General features: G+C 68.5%; 19 protein-coding genes. 10 read left to right on the top strand and 9 right to left on the bottom strand.

The genetic code is table 11. The annotated features are described in order from the left end of the window. The first annotated feature begins 288 nt into the window (after positions 1-288). The 4 genes from LGN19_RS02880 (at position 289) to LGN19_RS02865 (ending at position 4,020) form a co-directional block, all read left to right on the top strand. Entirely contained in the window at positions 289-1,173 is an 885-nt protein-coding gene (locus tag LGN19_RS02880; protein ID WP_226213174.1) for a LysR substrate-binding domain-containing protein, read from the top strand. A 182-nt stretch (positions 1,174-1,355) separates the two neighbouring features. Continuing rightward, complete coding sequence (locus LGN19_RS02875) at positions 1,356-2,288, top strand: AEC family transporter (protein ID WP_226213173.1); 933 nt, start codon at positions 1,356-1,358, stop codon at positions 2,286-2,288. A 126-nt stretch (positions 2,289-2,414) separates the two neighbouring features. Further along, positions 2,415-3,350 carry a DMT family transporter gene (locus LGN19_RS02870; RefSeq protein WP_226213172.1) on the top strand — a complete coding sequence of 312 codons (936 nt, stop codon included), beginning with the start codon at positions 2,415-2,417 and terminating at the stop codon, positions 3,348-3,350. Positions 3,351-3,645: 295 nt separating this feature from the next. Beyond that, complete coding sequence (locus LGN19_RS02865) at positions 3,646-4,020, top strand: hypothetical protein (protein WP_226213171.1); 375 nt, start codon at positions 3,646-3,648, stop codon at positions 4,018-4,020. Between the two features lie 147 nt (positions 4,021-4,167). On the opposite strand, the gene LGN19_RS02860 is transcribed toward LGN19_RS02865, so the two are convergent. Both LGN19_RS02860 and LGN19_RS02855 read right to left on the bottom strand, forming a co-directional pair. Beyond that, positions 4,168-5,685 carry a CoA-acylating methylmalonate-semialdehyde dehydrogenase gene (locus LGN19_RS02860; RefSeq protein WP_226213170.1) on the bottom strand — a complete coding sequence of 506 codons (1,518 nt, stop codon included), beginning with the start codon at positions 5,683-5,685 and terminating at the stop codon, positions 4,168-4,170. A 49-nt stretch (positions 5,686-5,734) separates the two neighbouring features. Continuing rightward, entirely contained in the window at positions 5,735-7,090 is a 1,356-nt protein-coding gene (locus tag LGN19_RS02855) for an aspartate aminotransferase family protein (RefSeq protein ID WP_122949511.1), read from the bottom strand. A gap of 105 nt (positions 7,091-7,195) precedes the next feature. Between LGN19_RS02855 and LGN19_RS02850 the strand changes: the two genes are divergently transcribed. After that, positions 7,196-8,146: a LysR family transcriptional regulator gene (locus LGN19_RS02850; protein ID WP_174956339.1), complete on the top strand. Its 951-nt coding sequence runs from the start codon at positions 7,196-7,198 to the stop codon at positions 8,144-8,146. 210 nt (positions 8,147-8,356) lie between these two features. Here the strand turns inward: LGN19_RS02850 and LGN19_RS02845 are convergent, their stop codons facing one another. Genes LGN19_RS02845 through LGN19_RS02835 form a run of 3 tightly spaced genes read right to left on the bottom strand, consistent with a single transcriptional unit; the run spans position 8,357 to position 10,435 of the window. Further along, on the bottom strand, positions 8,357-9,595 hold the full coding sequence (locus LGN19_RS02845; RefSeq protein ID WP_122946951.1) for an MFS transporter: 1,239 nt from the start codon (positions 9,593-9,595) through the stop codon (positions 8,357-8,359). Beyond that, a complete protein-coding gene (locus LGN19_RS02840; RefSeq protein WP_174956341.1) occupies positions 9,592-9,927 on the bottom strand; it encodes a hypothetical protein in 336 nt (111 codons plus the stop codon). Before LGN19_RS02840 ends, LGN19_RS02845 begins: the two co-directional genes overlap by 4 nt. A gap of 19 nt (positions 9,928-9,946) precedes the next feature. Next, the gene (locus LGN19_RS02835) at positions 9,947-10,435 is read right to left on the bottom strand and encodes a MarR family winged helix-turn-helix transcriptional regulator (RefSeq protein ID WP_226213169.1); all 489 of its coding nucleotides are present in this window, start codon (positions 10,433-10,435) and stop codon (positions 9,947-9,949) included. Positions 10,436-10,602: 167 nt separating this feature from the next. On the opposite strand from LGN19_RS02835, the gene LGN19_RS02830 reads away from it, so the two are divergent. Then, positions 10,603-11,094, top strand: coding sequence for a 2,4'-dihydroxyacetophenone dioxygenase family protein (locus tag LGN19_RS02830; RefSeq protein WP_226213168.1), 492 nt, complete (start codon positions 10,603-10,605; stop codon positions 11,092-11,094). An 86-nt stretch (positions 11,095-11,180) separates the two neighbouring features. Here LGN19_RS02830 and LGN19_RS02825 read toward each other — a convergent pair whose 3' ends face one another. After that, on the bottom strand, positions 11,181-12,140 hold the full coding sequence (locus tag LGN19_RS02825) for a GlxA family transcriptional regulator (RefSeq protein ID WP_226213167.1): 960 nt from the start codon (positions 12,138-12,140) through the stop codon (positions 11,181-11,183). 141 nt (positions 12,141-12,281) lie between these two features. Between LGN19_RS02825 and LGN19_RS02820 the strand changes: the two genes are divergently transcribed. The 3 genes from LGN19_RS02820 (at position 12,282) to LGN19_RS02810 (ending at position 15,649) form a co-directional block, all read left to right on the top strand. Then, complete coding sequence (locus tag LGN19_RS02820; protein ID WP_226213166.1) at positions 12,282-13,082, top strand: SDR family NAD(P)-dependent oxidoreductase; 801 nt, start codon at positions 12,282-12,284, stop codon at positions 13,080-13,082. Positions 13,083-13,408: 326 nt separating this feature from the next. Next, positions 13,409-15,229, top strand: coding sequence for a sensor domain-containing diguanylate cyclase (locus LGN19_RS02815; RefSeq protein ID WP_226213165.1), 1,821 nt, complete (start codon positions 13,409-13,411; stop codon positions 15,227-15,229). Between the two features lie 123 nt (positions 15,230-15,352). Next, a complete protein-coding gene (locus tag LGN19_RS02810; protein WP_226213164.1) occupies positions 15,353-15,649 on the top strand; it encodes a hypothetical protein in 297 nt (98 codons plus the stop codon). A gap of 21 nt (positions 15,650-15,670) precedes the next feature. On the opposite strand, the gene LGN19_RS02805 is transcribed toward LGN19_RS02810, so the two are convergent. From LGN19_RS02805 to LGN19_RS02795, 3 genes are all read right to left on the bottom strand, one after another. Continuing rightward, on the bottom strand, positions 15,671-17,011 hold the full coding sequence (locus LGN19_RS02805; RefSeq protein ID WP_226213163.1) for an MFS transporter: 1,341 nt from the start codon (positions 17,009-17,011) through the stop codon (positions 15,671-15,673). An 87-nt stretch (positions 17,012-17,098) separates the two neighbouring features. Next, the gene (locus LGN19_RS02800) at positions 17,099-18,451 is read right to left on the bottom strand and encodes an MFS transporter (RefSeq protein ID WP_226213162.1); all 1,353 of its coding nucleotides are present in this window, start codon (positions 18,449-18,451) and stop codon (positions 17,099-17,101) included. Positions 18,452-18,630: 179 nt separating this feature from the next. Continuing rightward, positions 18,631-19,590 carry an MBL fold metallo-hydrolase gene (locus LGN19_RS02795; protein WP_174956349.1) on the bottom strand — a complete coding sequence of 320 codons (960 nt, stop codon included), beginning with the start codon at positions 19,588-19,590 and terminating at the stop codon, positions 18,631-18,633. A gap of 177 nt (positions 19,591-19,767) precedes the next feature. On the opposite strand from LGN19_RS02795, the gene LGN19_RS02790 reads away from it, so the two are divergent. Further along, positions 19,768-21,417, top strand: coding sequence for an IclR family transcriptional regulator (locus LGN19_RS02790; RefSeq protein WP_226213161.1), 1,650 nt, complete (start codon positions 19,768-19,770; stop codon positions 21,415-21,417). Positions 21,418-21,492: the final 75 nt, after the last annotated feature.

Raw genomic sequence — 21,492 nt, 5'->3', positions numbered from 1 at the left:
GGTCTCGACACGCCGGAACCCGCGTCACTGCGCTTCAGGCAGCACGCTTGCCCGGCTCAAACATTCTAACAATAGAACTATATCATTTTAGGAAGCGCTCGAACCATCGCGGCTTGTCGGCGACACGCGGCGCGCCGCATCCCGGCCGGTTGCCCGATTCGAGACGCGCGGGCATGATGTCGCGAACCCTGGCGGCGGCCCTGCGAGCCGCTCACCGCAACGCGCCGTAGATCGCGCCGCCCGGGATCCGCTTCGTACACGGCTGCCTCTGCCCACATCCGTCCGCCCATGTCATTACGCGCATTCAGAACGCTGGTCGCCATCGCCCGATACCGGACGTTCGCGCGCGCCGGCGAAGCCATCGGGCTCACGCAATCGGCGGTGAGCCTGCAGATCAAGACGCTGGAAAGCGAATACAACGTGCAGTTGTTCGATCGCTCGCGCCGGCAGCCGGTACTCACCGAGGCCGGCAACATCCTGCTCGCGCAGGCCGAGCAGGTGCTCGCGATGGTCGACCGGATTCCCGATGCGCTCAGCGACGAGAAGAAGCTGGTCGGGCGCCTGCGGATCGGCGCGATCCAGACCGCGCTGTCGGGCCCGCTGCCCGACGCGCTGCTCGCGCTGCGCGCGGCGCACCCGGGGCTGCGCGTGCACGTGTCGGCCGGCATGTCGGCCGAACTGGCGAACCGCGTCGCGGCCGGCGAACTCGATGCAGCCATTACGACGAGCCCGGTGCGCCCGCATCCGGCGGAACTGACGTGGACCACGCTGTACGAAGATCGCTTCTGGCTGCTCGCGCCGCCGGACCATGCGGAACGCGACGCGGTCGCGCTGCTCGACGCGCTGCCGTTCATCCGCTTCGATGCGCAGGCTTGGGCCGGCCGCATGATCGCCGCCGAGCTGCGTCGCATCGGCGTGCGCGTGCGTGAGGAGATGGTGCTGGACAGCGCGGAAACGATCGCACGCATGGTCGCGAGAGGGCTCGGCGCGGCCATCGTCGCGCTCCCCGATGCGACGCTTGCGCGCCTGCCGCCCGTCACGCGCTTGCCGTTCGGCCAGCCGCAGATGGGGCGCGCGGTCGTCCTGCTCGAACACCAGTCGCGTCCGGCCGAACGTTTCGCGCGTGCGCTCGCGGCCGAAGTCACCGCTTCATCGATGAAAATTTCTCATTGAACACCCGATAATTAACAATTATTCCTGTTGCTTGCGCGTGTTAACTTGGTGGCATCGTCACTCTTTCGATTGCGTGTCGCCATGTTGCCCGCCGGATGGATTCCCGCCTCGTTTCGCCGCTTTGCGTGCCAGCCGCTCGCGGCGGCCCGCATGGCCCGCGCAGGCCGCGTGAAGGTGTGCCGATGATCGGCCCGATCCTGCTCGCGCTGGCGCCGGTCGCGCTGCTGGTCGCGTTCGGCCACGGCCTGCGGCGCACGGGCTTCATTGCCGACGCGTTCTGGCCACAGGCCGAGCGGCTGTGCTACTACGTGCTGCTGCCCGCGCTGTTCGCGGACGGCCTCGCAAATGCACGGCTGCAGGCCCTGCCCGTTTTACCGCTCGCGGCAGCGCTGGTCGGTTCGACCGCACTCGCCGCGGCGCTTCTTCTGTTGGTCCGTCCGTTTGTGCGGGTCGACGGCGCCGGCTTCACGTCGGTGTTCCAGGGCGCCGTGCGCTTCAACAACTATGTCGGCACCGCGCTCGCGGCCGGTTTGTTCGGTGCAAAAGGCATCGCGCTCGCGGCCGTGTGCGTCGCGGCGATCGTCCCGACCGTCAACCTGATGTGCGTGCTCGTGTTCGCGCGCTATGGCGACACGCGGCTCGGCGCGGCGGCGCTCGTGCGCCAGATCCTGTCGAATCCGCTCGTCGTCGCGTGCGCACTCGGGATCGCGATGCAGGCTAGCGGCGTGGCGTTCCCGGCGGCTGTCGCGCCGGCCGTGCGCGCGCTCGGCGTCGCGTCGATGCCGCTCGGCCTGCTGTGCGTGGGCGCGGCACTGAGATTCGATGCGGCACGTGCGTGGCTGCAACCGGTGTGCGTCGCGTCGGCGTTCAAGTTCATGGCGATGCCGCTCATCACGCTCGCCGCCGGCCGCCTGTTCGGGCTCGGCGACGCGGCGCTGACGGTCGCGCTGCTGTTCCAGGCGCTGCCCACGTCGTCGGCGTCGTACATCATGGCGCGCCAGCTCGGCGGCGACGCGCCGCTGATGGCCGGCATCACCGCGTTCCAGACGATCGCCGCGGCGCTCGCGATGCCCGTCGTGCTGACCACGCTCGCGTCGGCGCCCGTGTTTCGCTGACGACGCAGCGCCCGATCCGATCCCCCTGAATCCAGCCTGCACGCCGGCCATCGCGCGATTTGCAATCGCGGGCCGCGCACGGTCGCTCATGCGTTGCCGCAGGCGCTCACCGAGAAACCCCGTCACATGAACGCTCCCGCCCCGCCCGCCGCCATCGTCGCCACCCGGCCGCACGCGGCCATCTACGTGAAACTCACGCTCGTCGCGCTGTTCTGGGGCGGGACGTTCATCGCGGGCCGGATCCTGGCCGCGACGATGTCGGCGACCGCCGCGGCCACCGGCCGCTTCGCGATCGCCGCGCTGCTACTGGTCGTGCTGACATGGAAGATCGAAGGCGGGCTGCCGAAGCTGCGCGGCCGCCAGATCCTGACGACCTTCGGACTCGGTGCGACCGGCATCTTCCTGTACAACGTGTGCTTTTTCGCGGCACTCGCGCGGATGCCGGCGGGGCGCACCGCGCTGTTCGTCGCGCTGAATCCCGTCGCCACCGCCGTGCTGCTGTCGATCGTCGTGCGCGGAGAACGCCTGTCGCTGTCGCGCTGGGCCGGCATCGCCGTCGCGCTGTTCGGCGCGCTGATCGTGATCAGCCGTGGCGAATTGCTGCGGGTGCTGACGGATCTCGGCAACACGTTCGGCGCCGGCGAACGCTACATGCTCTGCGCGGTGCTGAGCTGGGCCGCCTATACGGTGATCGGCCGGCGCGCGCTCGACGGGCTGTCGCCGCTGGCGGCCACGACGTATGCGGCACTGTGGGGCCTCGCGCTGCTGATCGTCGCGCACCTGTTCGGTTCGCCCGCCGCCAGCGGCACGCCGCTGACGTGGCAGGCCGTCGCGTCGATGCTCTACCTCGGCGCGATCGGCACGGTGGTCGCGTTCGTCTGGTATTCGCAGGGGATCCGCGAACTCGGACCGGCCCGCGCGGCCGTGTTCACCAACCTGGTGCCCGTGTTCGGCGTGCTGCTGTCGGTTGCGCTGCTCGGCGAGCCGTTGTCGCCGTCGATGCTGGCCGGCGGTGCGCTCGTGATCGCGGGCGTCGCGCTGACGAATCGGGCGAGACGCTGACGCACGGGCATGCGCAACGCGCCCCTCGGGGACGGATGCTTAATACCGGAACGAAGCACGGCGGCGATCGCCATGCCGTTGCGTGACGCCGACGCGCGGCCGATACGCCCCCGATGTTCTCGCAGCCCCGCCAAAAACCGCCTATCGTGAATGGAGCGCTCCGTTCGCCGCCATTCGACCCTGCGTCGCTCGCACCGGCGGCGACGGCACTGCGTTCCGGCACCATTCATCGCGATCCCGGCGCACGCTCGCCCGTGCACGATCGCGGCCGCCCACCGGATTACAGGAGGCCCTCATGAAAGCCGCGCTGCTCGTCAGCTCCGCCCTGCTCGCCATTGCATCCGCTTCGGCGTCGGCCCAAGGCTCGATCACGAAAGTCGAAAACGGTTCGCTCGTCGCCGCGAACGGGATGACCGTCTATACGTTCGACAAGGACAAGGCCAACGCCGGCACCAGCGCGTGCACCGGCCAGTGCGAATCCTTCTGGCCGCCCTACAAGGCCAGTGCAACCGACGCTCCGGTCGGGCCCTACACGATCGTCAAGCGCGACGACGGCAGCCCGCAATGGGCATACAAGGGCAAGCCGCTGTACTTCTTCTCGAAGGACATGAAACAGGGCGACCGCAACGGCGACAACTTCAAGGACATGTGGCACGTGGTGGTACCGTAAGCGTTCTGCCGCCTTCCGCCCCATCCGCGCTGGCATGAAAAAGCCCGCTCCGATCGTCGATCGAAGCGGGCCTTTGCGCGGTCACGTCGGCCGCATTGCGTTGACCGCCGCCAGGCAGGCGGACGACGCATGCAGCCGGGTGGCACGTCAGCGGTTCGACGGGAAGCTGAACACCGTCCCTTCGCGCACACCGGCCGACGGCCAGCGCTGCGTGATCGTCTTGCGCTTCGTGTAGAAACGCACGGCGTCCGGGCCATACGCGTGCAGGTCGCCGAACAGCGAGCGCTTCCAGCCGCCGAACGAGTGATACGCAACCGGCACCGGCAGCGGCACGTTGATACCGACCATGCCGATCTGGATGTTGTCGCCGAAGTAGCGCGCGGCCTCGCCGTCGCGCGTGAACAGGCACGTACCGTTGCCGTACTCGTGCGCGTCGATCAGCGCCATCGCCTCGTCGAGCGACTTCAGCCGGATCACTCCGAGCACGGGCCCGAAGATCTCGTGCTGGTAGATCGGCATGCCGGGCTTCACGTTGTCGAACAGGCACGGGCCGAGGTAATAGCCGCCATCGTGGCCGTCGACCTTCACGCTGCGGCCGTCGACGACGAGCGTCGCGCCCGCTTCCACGCCCGCTTCGACGAAGCCCGTCACCTTCTCGAAATGCTGCTGCGTGACGAGCGGGCCCATGTCGACGCCCGCGCCGTTGCCCGGGCCGACCTTCATCTTCTCGATCTCGGCCTTCAGGCCCGCGACGACCTTGTCACCCGTCTCGTCGCCGATCGCGACGACCAGCGGAATCGCCATGCAGCGCTCGCCGCACGAGCCGTACGCGGCGCCCATCAGCGCGTTCACCGCGTTGCCGATGTCGGCGTCCGGCATCACGACCGCGAAGTTCTTCGCGCCGCCGAGCGCCTGCACGCGCTTGCCATGCGCGCAGCCGGTCGAGTAGATGTATTCGGCGATCGGCGTCGAGCCGACGAAGCTCACCGCCTTCACGCGCGGGTCGGTCAGCAAGGTGTCGACCGCTTCCTTGTCGCCGTTCACGACGTTCAGCACGCCCGGCGGCAGCCCGGCTTCGAGCGCGAGCTCGGCCATGCGCAACGTCGACGACGGCGTGCGCTCGGACGGCTTCAGCACGAACGTGTTGCCGCACGCGACGGCCATCGGCCACATCCACAGCGGCACCATCACCGGGAAGTTGAACGGCGTGATGCCGGCCGCGACGCCGAGCGCCTGGAACTCGCTCCACGAATCGATCGCGGGGCCGACGTTCTTGCTGTGCTCGCCTTTCAGCAGCTCGGGCACGTAGGTGGCGTATTCGACGTTCTCGATCCCGCGCTGCAACTCGCCCATCGCATCGGCGAGCACCTTGCCGTGTTCGGCCGTGATCAGTGCGCACAGCTCGTCGGCATGCTCCTCGAGCAGCGTCTTGAAGCGGCTCATCACGCGGGCGCGCTTCAGCGGCGGCGTGTTGCGCCAGGCCGGGAACGCGGCCTGCGCGGACGCGATCGCGGCTTCGACGGTCAGCTTGTCGGCGAGCGCGACGCTCTTGTGCGATTCGCCGGTGGCCGGGTCGAACACCGGCTGGACGCGGCTGCCGCCGTCGACGCGCTTGCCGTCGATCAGGTGGCCGACGGTGGAGGTTACGTTGCTGTCGTGTTTCATGTATCTGGCTCTTTCGTGAATTCGGTTATCGCTCAGCGCAGGCCGCGGCTCAGTCCACTTCGTTCAGTGCGTCGGACAGCGCGTTGACCAGGTTGTCGATCTCGCGCTTCTCCGAAATGAACGGGGGCGCCAGCTGGATCGTGTCGCCGCCGTAGCGCACGTAGAAACCCTTCGCCCAGCAACGCATCGCGATCTCGTACGGGCGCCGTGCCGGCTCGCCCGGCAGCGCCGCGATCGTCAGGCCGGCAGCCAGCCCGTAGTTGCGGATGTCCGCGATGTGGCGCTGGCCCTTCAGCCCATGCACCGCCGCCTCGAAATGCGGCGCGAGATCGCGCACGCGGGCCACCGCGTCTTCCTTCACCAGCAGGTCGAGCGCCGCGACGCCAGCCGCGCACGCGACCGGATGCGCCGAATACGTGTAGCCGTGCGGGAACTCGAGCATGTACTCGGGGCCGCCCGCGGCCATGAACGTGTCGTAGATTTCCTTCGTCGCGATCACGCCGCCGAGCGGCTGCACGCCGTTCGTCACCTGCTTCGCGAAGTTCATGATGTCCGGCACCACGCCGAACGCATCGGCACCCGTCATCGCGCCGGCACGGCCGAAGCCCGTGATGACTTCGTCGAAAATCAGCAGGATGTCGTGCGCGGTACAGATGTCGCGCAGGCGCTTCAGATAGCCCTTCGGCGGCACGACCACACCCGCCGAACCGGAGAACGGCTCGACGATCACGGCCGCGATGTTCGACGCGTCGTGCAGCGCGATCAGCTCGAGCAGGCGGTCGGCCAGCTCGGCACCGTGCTCGGGCATCCCGCGCGAGAACTTGTTCTCGGCGAGTTGCGTGTGCGGCAGGAAGTCGGCGTCGAGGCCCTGGCCGAACATCTTGCGGTTCGGCCCGATCCCGCCGACCGAGATACCGCCGAAGTTCACGCCGTGATAGCCCTTCTCGCGGCCGATCAGGCGCGTCTTCGTGCCCTTGCCCTTCGCGCGCCAGTAAGCGCGGGCCAGCTTCAGCGACGTATCGGCCGCTTCCGAGCCCGAGCCCGTGAAGAACACGTAGTCGAGGCCGGCCGGCGTCAGGTCCTTGATCTTGTTGGCGAGTTCGAACGATTTCGGGTGGCCGAACTGGAACGCCGGCGCGTAGTCGAGCTGCGCGACCTGGCGGCTCACGGCTTCGACGATTTCCGTGCGGCCGTGACCGAGGCCCGTGCACCAGAGGCCCGACAGGCCGTCGAAGATCTTGCGGCCTTCGCCGTCCGTGTAATACGCGCCCTTGCCCGACACGATCATGCGCGGGTCGGCCTTGAACTGGCGGTTGGCCGTGAACGGCATCCAGTGCGCGTCGAGCCAGGCGGCGTCGGTACGGAGGTTGGTTTCGTCCTGCTGGGCGGTGGTGATGTCGGTCATGTCGGTCGGCGCGGCGCGCCCCTCCTCCTTGTGATGATGTTGCACATTGTCGGGACGCCAATTAGTCTTTTGAATATCGCAATATCAATGTTCACTTGCTCAACTATGCAAGCAAAGAAACCGAAGAGCCGCGCGCTGCTCGGGCAGCTCAGCGACATGGATCTCCGCCTGCTGCGGGTCTTCAAGGGCGTCGTGCAGTGCGGCGGGATGGCGGCGGCCGAACTGGAGCTGAATATCGGCATCTCGACGATCAGCCGGCACGTGAAGGACCTCGAAACGCGCCTCGGCCTCGTGCTGTGCCGGCGCGGCCGCGCGGGCTTCACGCTGACGCCCGAGGGCCAGACGGTGTACGAGGAGACGCTGCGGCTGCTCGCGTCGATGGAAGCATTTCGCAGCAGGATCGACGGCATTCACGACAGGATGGGCGGTGAACTGCACATTGCGGTATTCGACAAGACGGCCACCAACGCGAATGCGCGGCTCGGCGACGCGATCCGCCAGTTCGCCGACGAAGCGCCCGACGTCGCGCTGAACCTGCATGTCGCGTCGATCAACGAGGTCGAGCGCGGGATCATCGACGGCAGCTATCAGGTCGGGATCATTCCCGCGCACCGCAACTCGGGCAGCCTCGTGTATTCGGAGCTGTTCGACGAACGGATGCTGCTCTACTGCGGCCGCCAGCACCCGCTTTACGATGCGCCGCACGGCAAGCTCACGTGGACGACGATCCGCAACCATGCGTTCGCGGGCCTCGGCTTCCATTCGCCGAACATGGAACTGAGTCACCGCGCGAAGCTCACGCGCAGCGCGACCGCGTCGGATCAGGAGTCGATCGCGACGCTGATCCTGTCCGGCCGCTATCTCGGCTTCCTGCCCGACCATTACGCGGAAAGCTTCGAAAACAAGGGGCTGATGCAGCCGATCGCGCCGCACCGGTTTAACTACCGGTGCCGGTTCGTGAGCCTGCTGCGGCGCTCGCCGCGGCCGTCGCGGGCCGCGCTGCTGTTTCAGTCGTGTCTCGAAGCCGCGCATGCGACGGCGCGGCCGGCGGCGTAACGATTGTCGCGGCTGAGTGGCTGAGTGGCTGGGCGCTTGAGCTATTGAGCTATTGAGCTATTGAGCTATTGAGCTATTGAGCGATTGGGTGCTTGGGTGCTTGGGTGCTTGGGTGCTTGGGTGCTTGGGTGCTTGGGTGCTTGGGTGCTTGGGTGCTTGGGTGCTCGGGTGCTCGGGTGCTCGAGCAGCCTGCGCCGGTGTCACGGCCGGTCAGCTACCGTCGTCCGTGCCCGGCTGTGCACGCATGCGCCTCATGAAATGCGTCGCGACGAGCGCCGCCGCAAACCCGGACATCGCGCCGACACCAAGCGCCCAGCGCGGGCCCAGATGGTTCGCGACCCAGCCCGCCACCGGCGCGCCGATCGGCGTGCCGCCGAGCGCCACCGCGAGACGCAGCGCCATCACGCGGCCGCGCATCGCCGGCTCGGTCGACAGTTGCACCAGGCTGTTGGTCGAGTTCATGAAGGTGATCGCGGCGATCCCGGTCAGCACGAGCGCGGCGCCGAACAGCCAGTAGCCCGGCGCCAGCGCGGCCAGCGTGCAGCCGAGCCCGAACAGCGCCGCGCCGATCCACAGATGCCGGAAGCGCGGCCGGTCGCGGCGCGCCGCGAGCAACGCACCGGTAATCGTGCCGACGGCCATCATCGACGACAGCACACCGAAGCCGCGCGCGTCGACGTGAAACACGCTGGCCGCCATCGTCGAGATGAACAGCTGGAAATTGAGCCCGAACGTGCCGATCAGGAACAGCATCACGAGGATCGCCTTCAGATCCGGGCGCTGCCACACGTAACGGAACCCGTCGAGCAGGCTCCCGCGCGTGCGGTCGGCCCGCGCGTGGGCACGCAACTCGTCGGCGCGCAGCATCGACAGCGACACCAGCACCGCGACGAAGCTGAGCCCGTTGAGCAGGAACGCCCAGCCGGTGCCGACCGACGCGATGATGAAGCCGGCCGCCGCCGGCCCGATCATCCGCGCCGCGTTGAACGACGTCGAGTTCAGCGCGACGGCATTCGCCAGCTCCCGATCGGCGACCAGTTCCGCGACGAAAGTCTGCCGCACCGGCGCGTCGAACGCCGACGCGCAGCCGAACAGGAACGCGAACAGATACACGTGCCACAGCTGCGCGACGCCGGTCACCGTCAGCAGCCCCAGCGCGAGCGCGAGCCCGCCCATCAGCGCCTGCGTCGCCATCAGCAGCTTGCGCTGGTCGAAACGGTCGGCTGCGTAACCGGTCCACGGCAGCAGCAGAAGCTGCGGGCCGAACTGCAGCGACATCACGATCCCGACGGCCGACGCATCGTGGTGCGTGAGCTGCGTCAGGACGAGCCAGTCCTGCGCGGTGCGCTGGATCCACGTACCGATGTTCGACACCAGCGAGCCGATCGCCCACACGCGATAGTTGAAGCTGCGAAGCGAGCGGAATACGCCCGCCGCCGGCACGCTCATGGCCGCTCCCGATCGGGCTCGTTGCCGCCGTGCAGCGCACCGAAGTGCCGCGCGAGGAACAGGCCAAGCAGGAGGATGCCCAGACCGAACGCCGCCGCGTCGGCCGTGACCCGGAGATCGAAAGCGCCGACCCGGCACACCAGCACATAAGCGATCACGAGGTTCACGACGCCCCACACGACATTCACGGTGGACGACGACAGCCCGCGCCCGGGCGGATTCGCGAACGGGGTCTGGAACGGCTCGCCGCGCAACCCGCTGACGAGATGCGGCACGACGTTCGCGAGAAACGCGCCGCCGAAGAAATACGACACGAGATGCGGGAGGTTCATGTTCGGGCTGTCCTTTCGGCTAACGGGTCGATGCGGGTGACGGACGCGGCGGTTCCTGGAATTCGGCGAGCCGCTGCAGCAGCTTCACGGCCGCCGCGAGCTCGGCCTGCTCTGTCTCCGACAGTTGTGCGTGCAGCGCGCGGAACAGCCAGTCGTCCTTGGCCGCGCGGTTGGCCTGCAGCACCTTGCGGAAACCGGGCGTGAGCGCGATCAGCGTCTGCCGGCCGTCGGACGGATCGGGCGCGCCGCTGACGGCGCCCAGCGTCTCGAGCGTCGCGACCGTCACGCGCATCGACTGCGGGCGCACGCTTTCGGCGCGCGCGAGCGCCGACACCGTCGCAGGGCCGTCACGGTCGAGCCGCAACAGCACCGACTTCTGCGATGACGTGAGGTCGTTCGGGTGGATCTGCTCCCGCATTCGCCGCATCAGCTTGCCGACCGAGATGCGGAGCTCGCCGGCGAGACCGGCCAGCGGGAAGGCGTCGGAGGGTGGCGTTGGCGTGTTCATGAATTCAAGATAGCAGATATACAGGAAAACTGTACAGTTTGACTGCATATTTCAGGCTGTAAGGAATCCTTTTCGCCGGCGCTCAAGTCGATGCGAAACGTCCGGTTCGGCTGCGCCACCCGGCTCTGCGATAATGCGGGCTCCCCATTTCCGCTCCGCCTCCCGCCATGACGCAGCCGTCCACCCCGCTCTCCACCGACCTGCCGCCGATCTCGTGCCTGCCCGGCGACGCGCTGCCGTGGCTGCCGATGAGCGCCGACCTGCCGGGGCTGGCGATCAAGTACCTGCACATCAATGCGGCCGAGGACACGCTGACCGCGCTGCTGAAGATGCCGGCCGGCGGCACGCTGCCGCGCCACCGTCACGACGGCGAGGTATTCGTCCATACGTTGCAGGGCGCGTGGCGCTACCGCGAATACGACTGGGTGGCGCACGCCGGCTCGACGGTGCTGGAACCGGCCGGCTCGGTACATACGCCGGAAACGCTCGGCGCACCGGGTGAGGACGTGATCACGCTCAACGTGATGCGCGGCGATCTCGTGCTGCTCGACGACGACGGCCGCGAGACCGCGCGCGAGAACTGCCGCGTCGCGCTGCTGCGCCAGCGCAAGCATGCGCGCACGGCGCCGGACGCCGCCGCGCCTTTCGTCACACGTTGAATGCCGGGCGGCAGCGGAGATCGATCGAGCCGCTCGTCACGTAATCGTCAACCGGACAGGAAGAACCCACTGAGGTCCGTGACGGTTCAGCCCGTTTCCCGCTCGTCCGTCCGCGCGTCGCGCCGCATCGCCTGCGGCGGCACGCCGAATCCGCGCACGAACGCCTCGCGCATGTGCCGGCGGTCGCGAAAGCCGTTTTCCTTTGCAATCACGTCCAGCGAATGGCGGCTCTGCTCGATCATCAGCCGCGCGGATTCGAGCCGCAGCCGCTCGATTGCCTTCGCGGGCGACTGCCCCGTTTCGAGCGTGAACACACGGCTGAACTGACGCGGGCTCAGATGGACGGCGTCGGCGAGATCCTCGACGGTCAACGCGCGGCCGAGATGCTGCCGCGCGTAGTTCAGCGCATTCTGGATCCGGTCGGATTTCGGCGCGAGATCCAGCATTTCCGAATGTTGCGACTGGCCGCCGGCCCGCCGCTGGTTCATCACGAGCTTGTGCGCGACCGATCGGGCCGCATCGGCGCCCAGATCCTTTTCCACCATCGCGAGCGCAAGGTCGAGGCCGGCCGTCATGCCGGCCGACGTCCAGATCGGGCCATCGACGATGTAGATCCGGTCTTCCTCGACGCGTATCTCCGGGTAGCTTCGTTGCATGGCGCGGCCGAACGCCCAGTGCGTCGTCGCGCGGCGTTGCGCGAGCAGTCCGGCCTCGGCCAGCACGAACGCGCCGGTACAGATGCCGGCGATCCGCCGCGCGCGCGCGTTCGCGCGACGCAGGAACGCGACGACGCCAGCCGGCGCGGGCGACACGAGCGGATCGTTGACGCCCGCGACGATCCACGTATCGACGGCAATCCGCCCGCGCAGCGCGCGCGTGGCGACCGGCAGCCCGAGCGACGAGCGCACGTCGCCGCCGTCGACCGAATAGTTGTCCATCACGTAGAACGGCTCGCTCATGCCCATGTTCGCGTACTCGAACACCGACTGCGCGGCGAGCGCCATGATCTGAAAGCCGTCGCTGATCAGAAAGCCGATGCGGTGCATGCGCGTTCTCCCGTTCCATCCCGGGCGTGCGGGTCGGCCCGATGTCCTGAATCATACCCATCTACGTCATTTGTGTCGCAACGATTCGAGACCAGAATGGCTTCACGCCATCCGGCCATCCCCATCGAAACGGAGCACATCATGACGCAAGCACATCGCGGTACCGCCCTCGTCACCGGCGCCTCGTCGGGCATCGGCGCCATCTACGCCGACCGCCTTGCACGCCGCGGTTACGACCTGATCCTGGTTGCGCGCAACCGCGACCGGCTGGCCGCCCTCGCCGACCGCATCACGAACGACACGCACCGCAGCGTCGAGATCATCGACGCCGACCTCAACGACCGCACGGCACTCGCCGCCGTCGAGGCGAAGCTGAAACAGGACGCGAGCATCACGCTGCTCGTGAACAACGCCGGCATCGGCACGCACTCGCCGCTGCTCGACAGCGACGTCGACGCGATGACGCGGATAATCGACCTGAACGTGACCGCGCTCACGCGCCTCACCTATGCGGCCGTGCCCGGTTTCGTCGCACGCGGCCGCGGTGCGGTGATCAACATTTCGTCGATCGTCGCGATCTCGCCGGAAACGCTGAACGGCGTGTACGGCGGCAGCAAGGCGTTCGTGCTCGCGTTCAGCCAGTCGCTGCATCACGAGCTCGCCGGCAAGGGCGTGCAGGTGCAGGCCGTGCTGCCCGGCGCGACCGCCACCGATTTCTGGCAGACAGGCGGCCTGCCGCTCGAGCATCTGCCGAAGGAAATCGTGATGCCGGCGTCCGACATGGTCGACGCGGCGCTGATCGGCTTCGATCGCGGCGAACTCGTGACGATCCCGTCGCTGCACGCGGGTGACGAATGGGAAGCATACGAAGCCGCGCGCCGCACGATGGCGCCGCACCTGTCGACCGATACGCCCGCGCCGCGCTACGCGACGGCCCGCTGAGCGCGGGACTTCCCGCAAGTCGAAAGCAACTCGCGCGTCGCCCCCGGGACCTGCTGCGGAACGCGGTGACGCGCGGTGAATCGCCCGCCGTCATCCGCGGTTCGGCAGCGGGTTTGCGGGCGAGCGTCGCTCGCGGGATTCGTCTGCGGGAACATGCGCCGGCGCCTTTCCCGACCGGCGCATCGGCACGCACCGACAGCCGATTTCAGGCCGCTTGCCACGCATTCCGCGCAACAGTAAGCTCTGCGATTACAGTCCCCCAAGCAGCCTCGTTCGACCGGCATTCGTCTGATCACGAGCGCAATCGTCCGTTGCGGAATTCGACCATGCGGTTCCGGATGTTCATCACCGAGACCGGCGATGCGCCGGCCTCCGCGCGCGGCACGGCCGACCGTCTGCCGGCGCTTGCACCCCTGCCTGAACTGGACACCGTCTGCCGTGTCGCGCGTGCCCATTTCGGCGCCGCCGGCGCGTTCATTGCGCGCACCGAAGCCAATGCGCAATGCGTGCTGGCCGCCGACGGCGCACTGCCCGATCCGCTTCCCGATCGACTTCCCGCCGATTGCCTGCCACCCCAAGCCGAGCCGGATCCGGCGGCCGATGCCCGCTTCGCCCTGCCCGCTGCGAACCGCACCGGGCAAGACGACGACCGCCCGCCTCATGCACTGCGGATCGTCGCGGCCTGCGAACTGGCGTCGCCCGATGGCGCGACCCTCGGCACGCTGTGCATCGTCGACGATACGTGTCAGACGCTCGACGCCCGCCGGCATGCGGTGCTGCGCGACCTCGCCACGCTCGCCGCAAGCACGCTTGCCCGCGCGATCGAAGCAAGTGCGTTGCGCGAACGGCTCGGCATCGTCGAGGAACACAGCGCACTGACCACGCTCGCGCTGACCGAAAGCGGCACCGGCGTATGGGATCGCAACGTGGCAACCGGCGAGATCCATTACTCGCCGGCCTGGAAGGCGATGCTCGGCTACGCGCCGCACGAGCTCAGTACCCGGATCGAGGATGCGTACGAGCGGCTGCACCCGGACGACATCGACGACGTGAAGGCCGCGATGCTCGCGCACTTCGAAGGCCGCACCGACTACTACGCGGTCGAGCACCGCATCCGCTGCAAGGACGGTTCATACAAATGGATCTGCAGCCGCGGCAAGGTGATTGCCCGCGATGGCAACGACCGTGCGCTCCGGATGGTCGGGACCACCACGGACATCACCGCGCTGCGCGAGCTCGCCGCGCGGTTGCGCGACTCGGCCGCGCTCGTCACGGATCTCACCGACCAGGTGCCCGGGCTCGTGTTCCAGCTGCGGCAGGCGCCCGACGGGCGCCGCTTCTTCTCCTACGCGAGCGCGGGGGTCGGCGACATCTACGAACTGACGCCCGAGCAGATCGCCCGCAGCGCGGAGGCCGTCGAGACGCGGATCCATCCGGCCGACCTGCTCGCCTATCGGCAGTCGCTGCACGACTCGTCGATGCGACTGACGCCGTGGCGCCTCGAATATCGCGTGCTGCTGCCCGGCCAGGGCCTGCGCTGGCGCGAAGGCGATGCGCGCCCGCTGCGCACGGCCGACGGCGGCACCGTGTGGCACGGCTTCATCACCGACGCGACCGACCGCAAGCACATCGAGGCCGAACTGCACCGGATGGCGACGACCGACCACCTGACGCAACTGTCGAACCGCCACGCCTTCATGCGGCAAAGCGAAGCCGCGCTGCGCAACGTGCGCGCAACCGGCCTGGCCGCCGCGGTGCTGATGCTCGATCTCGATCACTTCAAGGCGCTGAACGACCGCTGGGGCCACCCGGTCGGCGACCGCGCGCTCCGGCATTTCGCGCGGCTGCTGCTCGCGGAAACCGGGCCGGACGGCATCGTCGGCCGGGTCGGCGGCGAGGAATTCGCGATCGTGCTGCCGGAGTCGGATCTCGACAAGGCCCTGGCCTTCGCGCAGCGTGTGCAGCAACGCGCCATGCAGGCGCAGCTCATGCACGAGGATCAGCAGGTCACGCTGACCGTCAGCATCGGCATCGACGCGATGCGGGTGTCGGACTTCGGCGCGTACCAGCCGCTGTCGCGCGCCGACAAGGCGCTCTATCTCGCGAAGGAGCGCGGCCGCAACCGGATCGAGGTGTATCGGGCGTAGCCGACGCGATGTCGGCCGGGCGGCAGCCGCGCCGCGCCCGGCATCCGGCCGCCCCCGTTACGCGACCTATTCGGGACCCGATCGCGTAGGCTGGCGCCCCAGCCCGGCTCAGCCCGACTTGCCATGGACAACGCCAAACGCACGACGCGAATCGCGACCGGCGTGCTTGTCGTCGCATTCATCGAGCTGCTGGCGCTGCTGATCGGCTACCTGTCCGCCAATTCGACGCAGGACCCGTACACCGGCGTTCGCGTGCTCATCACCGCGCTCTTCCGGGCGGCAGGCCTATCGGCCGTCTGGATCATCGCGGCGATCGCCTGCCTGACGATCGACCTGCAGGCGCGCGGCCGCCTGATCGACGGGGCGCTGGTGCTGCACGGCCGGCCCGTGCTGCCCGGGCTGTTCCTGCCCCTCCACTGAATCGCCCGGCAGCCGCCAGCGTCACGCCGCATCCGCCCGCGGCACCGCACGCACACCCAGCAGCATCGCGACCGCACACGCGGCCAGCAGCGCCGCGATCATCAGCATCGCCGGGTCCATGCTGCCCGTTCTCGTGCGGATCAACCCGACGAGCCACGGCGTGATCATGCCGCTCGACACGCCGATGCTGCTGATGAGCGCGATCCCGCCCGCCGCGCCCGCGCCCGAGAAATACGCGGACGGCACGGCCCAGAACACCGGATGCGCGGCGAAGATCAGCATCGCCGCGACCGACAGCAGCGCCATCATCGCGACGATGCTCGGCAGATGCAGCGTCAGCAGCACGAGCGCCACCGCGCCGCCGAACGCACATGCGGCGAAGTGCCAGCGCCGTTCGCGCTTGCGATCGGAGCGCCGCGCGATCGCGATCAGGCCGGCCGCGCCGATCGCGTTCGGCACCACCGACAGCAGGCTGATCTGCACGACGTCGTGAATGCCGAATTCGCGGATCATCAGCGGCATCCAGAACAGCAGCATCAGGAGCGCGGTGGTCAGCGAGAAATAGATGAACGCGAACAGGTACGTGCGCGGTTCGGCCAGCACCTGCCGCAGCGAGTGCGGCGCCGGCGTATCGGCACCGGCGCGGTCGGCGGCCAGGTCGGCCGCGAGCCGTTGCCGATCGGCGTCGGACAGCCAGCGCGCCTGTTCGGGACGATCGCACAGCCAGAACCACGCGATCACGCCGAGCAGGATCGCGGGCGCGCCCTCGATCGCGAACATCCATTGCCAGCCGTGCAGCCCGAGCACGCCCGACATGCCTCGCATCAGCCAGCCCGACAGCAGCCCGCCGACCATCCCGGCCACCGCGACGCCCGCATAGAAGATCGACAGCACCGACGCACGCCGCCGCGCCGGATACCAGTACGTCAGGTAGAACACCACGCCCGGAAAGAACCCGGCTTCGAACAGCCCGAGCAGGAAGCGCAGCACGTAGAAGTGCTTCGCGCTGTCGACGGTGATCATCGCGACCGACACGGCGCCCCACAGGAACATGATCCGCGCAAATGTGCGGCGCGCGCCGAAGCGGCGCAGCAGCGCGTTGCTCGGCACCTCGAACAGCACGTAACCGACGAAGAACAGCACCGCGCCGAGGCTGTACATCGCGTCGGTCAGGCCGAGGTCCTGCCGCATCTGCAACTGCGCGAAGCCGATGTTGCTGCGATCGAGGATCGACACGATGTAGCAGATGAACAGGAACGGCACGATCCGCGCGCCGATGCGCCGGTACAGCGCATCGTCGTCCGTTGCAGCAACGCCGGACGCGACGGCACGCGCGGCGTCCGCTTGAAGAGGGGCTGACATCGATCGTCTCCTCGATGGATTCGGGTACGGGGCGGACATGTGACGCCGGTCGCCGCCGCCCGCGCGCAGCGACCGGCCGTTGCCCGCTCAGTCGCGCGGCGCGCCTTCGCCTTTCACGCCGAGCATCAACGCGACCCCGCTCGCCACCAGCAGCGCGGCCAGCAGATACACGGCGAGATCCATGCTGCCGGTCTTCGTGCGGATCATCCCGATCACCCACGGGCTGACGATGCCGCTCGTGATCCCGATGCTGCTGATCAGCGCGATCCCGGCCGCGGCCGCGTTGCCCGACAGGTAGCGGGTCGGCACGGCCCAGAAGATCGGCAGCGCGGCAAAGATCAGCGTCGCCGCGACCGACAGGCACGCGAGCATCGCCGCGAAGCTGTGCAGGTGCAGCGTCAGCGCCGCGAGCGCGAGCCCGCCGCCGATCGTGCAGCACGCGAAGTGCTTGCGGCGCTCGCCGGTGCGATCCGAGCGGCGCGCGATCAGGATCAGCCCCACCGCGCCGACCGCGTTCGGCACCACCGTGTACAGGCTCACGGCGACGACGTCGGTCACGCCGAAGTCGCGGATCATCAGCGGCATCCAGAAGTTGAGCGTCAGCGACGCGCAGGTCAGCGAGAAATAGATGAACGCGAACAGATAGACGCGCGGATTCGTCAATGCGGCCGCGAGGCTGCGCCGGTCGTGCGCGTCATGTCCGGCGCCGCGCCCTTCCGCGCACAGCGCGGCGACACGCGCCTTTTCGTCGGACGTGAGCCAGGCAGCGTCCTGCGGCCGGTCGACGAGCTTCGTGAACGCGGCGAACGCGAGCAGGATCGCCGGCGCGCCTTCGATCGCGAACATCCACTGCCAGCCGTACAGCCCGAGCACGCCGCTCATGTCGCGCATGATCCAGCCCGACATCAGGCCGCCGAGCACGCCGGCCACTGCCACCCCCGCGAAGAACACCGAGATCGCGGCCGCACGCCGGTTCGCGGGAAACCAGTAGGTCAGGTACAGCACGATGCCGGGAAAGAAGCCCGCTTCGAACACACCGAGCAGGAAGCGCAGCACATAGAAATGCGACGGCTGCGACACGAACATCATCCCGGTGGACGCGATGCCCCACAGCAGCATGATCCGCGTGAAGGTGCGGCGCGCGCCGAATCGCGCGAGCAGCAGGTTGCTCGGCACTTCGCAGAACACGTAGCCGACGTAGAACACCGCGGCACCGAGGCCGTACATCGCGTCGCTGAAGCCGAGATCGTGCTTCATCTGCAACTGCGCGAAGCCGATGTTGATCCGGTCGAGGAACGAGACGACGTAGCAGAGGAACAGGAACGGCACGATCCGCCACGCGATCTTGCGGAACAGCAGTGCGTCGTCCGTGGCGGCCGAGGGGGAAGCCGAAGCGCTCGCGTGTGCGAGCCTCGCTTCGGCGGGAAGCGATTGGGGCATGTCTCTCTCCAAACCGGCTGCACGATTCGAGCGCGCAGCCGTCTCCCAGGGCGTACGTGCGCCCTGCTTTCTTGTGAGATCGGATACGGCGGACGGAAAGACGGCAGGAAGCCGTGGCCAGTCGCCGCTTCAGAAAAAAGGCGGAGCGCCCTGTCGGGTGCCCCGCCTGTGCAAGCCGCTCAGTCCTGCAGCGCGGCCCACATGTCCTTGTCGCGCTGCGCGGTCCAGATGCGCGGATGCGTGATGCCGCTCGCTTCGTCGAACGCACGCGACACGTCGAACGGCAGACAGTGCTCGTAGATGAACACGTGGCCGAACTTCGGGTCCATCGCTTCGCGCGTGAGCGCCATCGATGCCTTCAGGTCGAGCTTCTGCTCGACGGCCTTGCGGCCCTGTGCGAGCAGCGTCGTGACGAAATCCTTCGTGTAGTCGAGGCCCTTGTTCACGTCGGCCGGGTTCAGCAGCGCGGGGCCGCGGCCCGGCACGAGCTTCTCGGCGCCGAGCGCGCGCAGCGCCTCGAGCGTGGCCGGCCACTGTTCGAGCTGCGCGTCGCCGCAGTAGCACGCGGCGTCGTATTCGACGAGGTCGCCCGAGAACAGCACCTTCTGCGACGGAATCCAGACGATCGTGTCGCCCTTCGTGTGGCCCGAGCCGACGTGCATGATCTTCACTTCGAGCTTGCCGAGGAACAGCGTGATCTCGCGCTCGAACACGAGCGTCGGCCAGGTCAGGCCGGGCACCGTCTCGACACCCGCGAACAGGCGCGGGAAGCGTTCGATCTCCGACTTCATGTCGGCCTCGCCGCGCTCGACGATCATCTCGTACGTGCCACGGCTCGCGATCACGTGCTGCGCGCCTTCGTCGAAATACGCGGATGCGCCGAGCACGCGCACCGCGTGGTAGTGCGACAGCACCACGTGCTTGATCGGCTTGTCGGTCACGCTGCGGATCTTCGCGATCAGGTCCTGTGCCATCGCGGGCGTCGCGGTGGTGTCGACGATCAGCACGCTGTCGTCGCCGATGATCACGCCCGAGTTCGGGTCGCCTTCGGCGGTGTACGCATATGCGTTCTCGGACAGCTTCGTCCAGGTGACTTTCTTCTCTTCCAGATCGGCTTGGGAGGCGAATGCTTTGGCCATGTTGCGTTCCGTGGCTGCGAGCCATGTGTTGAGGGGAGTGAGCGGATCTTCGTCTCGCGCCGAATATTTGTCAATGACAAAGTCGCTTGCTATTGTTTAATACGGGTAAACCTGCGGGCTGGCGCGATAAATGGCGTCGGATACCATGCGGGGTTTCGTCAACGGAAGAATCATCGCGTGCAGAACCACGAAGTCAGCGCAGACGACGCGCCGCCCAAGGCGCAGCGCGGAATCCAGAGTGTCGAGGTCGGCGGCCGGCTGCTCGACGCGCTCGCGCGCCGGCGCAAGCCGCTCGGGCTGTCGGAGCTGGCCGCGGCGGCCGACCTGTCGACCGCGCAGGCGCACACCTATCTCGTAAGCCTGACGCGGCTCGCGCTCGTGAAGCGCGACGCGATCACCGGCAACTACGAGCCGGGCCCGTTGTCGCTGCGGCTCGGGCTGATGTCGATCGAGCGCCAGCCGGCCTATCGCGCGGCGCGGCCGCACGCGGCGCGGCTCGCGGAAGCGGTCGGCCTGAGCGTCGCGCTGTCGGTGCCGGGCGCGCTCGGGCCGACGATCGTGCGCATCGAGCACGGCGGCTATCCGCTGCACGTGAACCTGCACGTCGGCTCGGTGATGTCGCTCGACACGACGGCCACCGGCCGCGTGTTCCGCGCATTCGGCGATCCCGCGCAACTCGACGCGATGGCGGCCAGCCAGGCCGGTGCGGGCGCCACGCTCGCGGGCGCCGAGCAGCCCGCGCCGGACGCCGGCGTGCCGCCGGCCGAACTCGACGCGATCCGCACGCGCGGCATCGAGCGCGGCGTCGATCTGCCGAGCCCCGGTGTCAGCGCGATGTGCGTGCCGGTGTTCGACGCGGAGGGCAAGCTGCAGCTCGCGTTGACCGTGATCGGTTCGACGGGCTCGATCGACGTCGACTGGGACGGCCCGATCGCGGCGGCACTGCGCGACGCGGCACGGCAGGCCACCGCATCGCTCGGCGCGGTGCACGACGCACCGCCGCCCGCGTCGGGCCCGGCCCCGGCCGCCCCGCGTGTGCCGCCTGCATTGGCCGACGATGCAAAGGCACAGCGCGGGATCAATGCGCTCGACAGCACCGGCGAGCTGCTGCTCGCGCTGGTATCGGCGGGCCGCGCGCTGCCGCTGCGCGATCTCGCGGCGGCGGCCGGCATGCCGGCGGCGAAGGCGTTTCCGCATCTCGTCAGCCTGCAGAAGATCGGCCTGCTGAGCCGCGACGACGCCGGCTGCTTCAGCGGCGGCCCGCTCGGGCAGGCGCTCGGCCTGATCGCGATGCAGCGCGTGTCGCCGACGCGCGACGCGGAAGCCGAGATCGTCGCGCTGGCCGGCGCGACCGACATGAGCGTGGCGGCCGCGACGTTGGGGCCGCTCGGCCCGACCGTGATTCGCCTCGAAGAGTCAGCGCGGCCACAGCACGTGAGCCTGCAGGTCGGCACCGTGATGTCGCTCGTCAATACGGCAATCGGACGGATCTTCGCGGCCGGCATGTCCGACGACGTACTGGCCGACCTGCTCGCCGACGAGCCCGTGCGCCTCGCGGGCAACGCCGCCGCGCCGGCCGACGACGCCTTCCGCGCGCGGCTCGCGACGATCCGCGCGGACGAACTCGATTTCGCATTCGACGCACCAGTGCCGGGCATCGGAACGGTCGCCGCGCCCGTGTTCGATCACACCGGCAGCATCCGGCTCGTGATCGCGATCATCGGCTCGTCGCGAGGCTTTCCGCGCGGGCCGGACAGCGATCTCGCGCAAGCGTTGCTCGCCGCGGCACGGCGGCTGTCGTGGCGGTTCGGGTGGATCGGCCGGTAATCCGCCGCCTGCTTCCGCCCGCTTCCTTACCGCTCGAATCCCCTCTCTCGTCCCATGCGAGGCCGTGCAGGCACG

It is taken from the genome of Burkholderia sp. AU30198 (genome assembly GCF_020419825.1).
GTDB lineage: Bacteria > Pseudomonadota > Gammaproteobacteria > Burkholderiales > Burkholderiaceae > Burkholderia.
This window is presented reverse-complemented; position numbering and strand designations above follow the sequence as displayed.

Excerpts from the sequence above, each read along its gene's own strand:
- LGN19_RS02810 (WP_226213164.1), top strand. The coding sequence starts at position 15,353 with ATGGACAACGCCAAACGCACGACGCGAATCGCGACCGGCGTGCTTGTC.
- LGN19_RS02865 (WP_226213171.1), top strand. The coding sequence starts at position 3,646 with ATGAAAGCCGCGCTGCTCGTCAGCTCCGCCCTGCTCGCCATTGCATCC.
- LGN19_RS02880 (WP_226213174.1), top strand. The coding sequence starts at position 289 with ATGTCATTACGCGCATTCAGAACGCTGGTCGCCATCGCCCGATACCGG.
- LGN19_RS02845 (WP_122946951.1), bottom strand. The coding sequence starts at position 9,595 with ATGAGCGTGCCGGCGGCGGGCGTATTCCGCTCGCTTCGCAGCTTCAAC.
- LGN19_RS02855 (WP_122949511.1), bottom strand. The coding sequence starts at position 7,090 with ATGACCGACATCACCACCGCCCAGCAGGACGAAACCAACCTCCGTACC.
- LGN19_RS02815 (WP_226213165.1), top strand. The coding sequence starts at position 13,409 with ATGCGGTTCCGGATGTTCATCACCGAGACCGGCGATGCGCCGGCCTCC.
- LGN19_RS02870 (WP_226213172.1), top strand. The coding sequence starts at position 2,415 with ATGAACGCTCCCGCCCCGCCCGCCGCCATCGTCGCCACCCGGCCGCAC.
- LGN19_RS02795 (WP_174956349.1), bottom strand. The coding sequence starts at position 19,590 with ATGGCCAAAGCATTCGCCTCCCAAGCCGATCTGGAAGAGAAGAAAGTC.
- LGN19_RS02875 (WP_226213173.1), top strand. The coding sequence starts at position 1,356 with ATGATCGGCCCGATCCTGCTCGCGCTGGCGCCGGTCGCGCTGCTGGTC.
- LGN19_RS02820 (WP_226213166.1), top strand. The coding sequence starts at position 12,282 with ATGACGCAAGCACATCGCGGTACCGCCCTCGTCACCGGCGCCTCGTCG.
- LGN19_RS02850 (WP_174956339.1), top strand. The coding sequence starts at position 7,196 with ATGCAAGCAAAGAAACCGAAGAGCCGCGCGCTGCTCGGGCAGCTCAGC.
- LGN19_RS02835 (WP_226213169.1), bottom strand. The coding sequence starts at position 10,435 with ATGAACACGCCAACGCCACCCTCCGACGCCTTCCCGCTGGCCGGTCTC.
- LGN19_RS02800 (WP_226213162.1), bottom strand. The coding sequence starts at position 18,451 with ATGCCCCAATCGCTTCCCGCCGAAGCGAGGCTCGCACACGCGAGCGCT.
- LGN19_RS02825 (WP_226213167.1), bottom strand. The coding sequence starts at position 12,140 with ATGCACCGCATCGGCTTTCTGATCAGCGACGGCTTTCAGATCATGGCG.
- LGN19_RS02805 (WP_226213163.1), bottom strand. The coding sequence starts at position 17,011 with ATGTCAGCCCCTCTTCAAGCGGACGCCGCGCGTGCCGTCGCGTCCGGC.
- LGN19_RS02830 (WP_226213168.1), top strand. The coding sequence starts at position 10,603 with ATGACGCAGCCGTCCACCCCGCTCTCCACCGACCTGCCGCCGATCTCG.
- LGN19_RS02840 (WP_174956341.1), bottom strand. The coding sequence starts at position 9,927 with ATGAACCTCCCGCATCTCGTGTCGTATTTCTTCGGCGGCGCGTTTCTC.
- LGN19_RS02860 (WP_226213170.1), bottom strand. The coding sequence starts at position 5,685 with ATGAAACACGACAGCAACGTAACCTCCACCGTCGGCCACCTGATCGAC.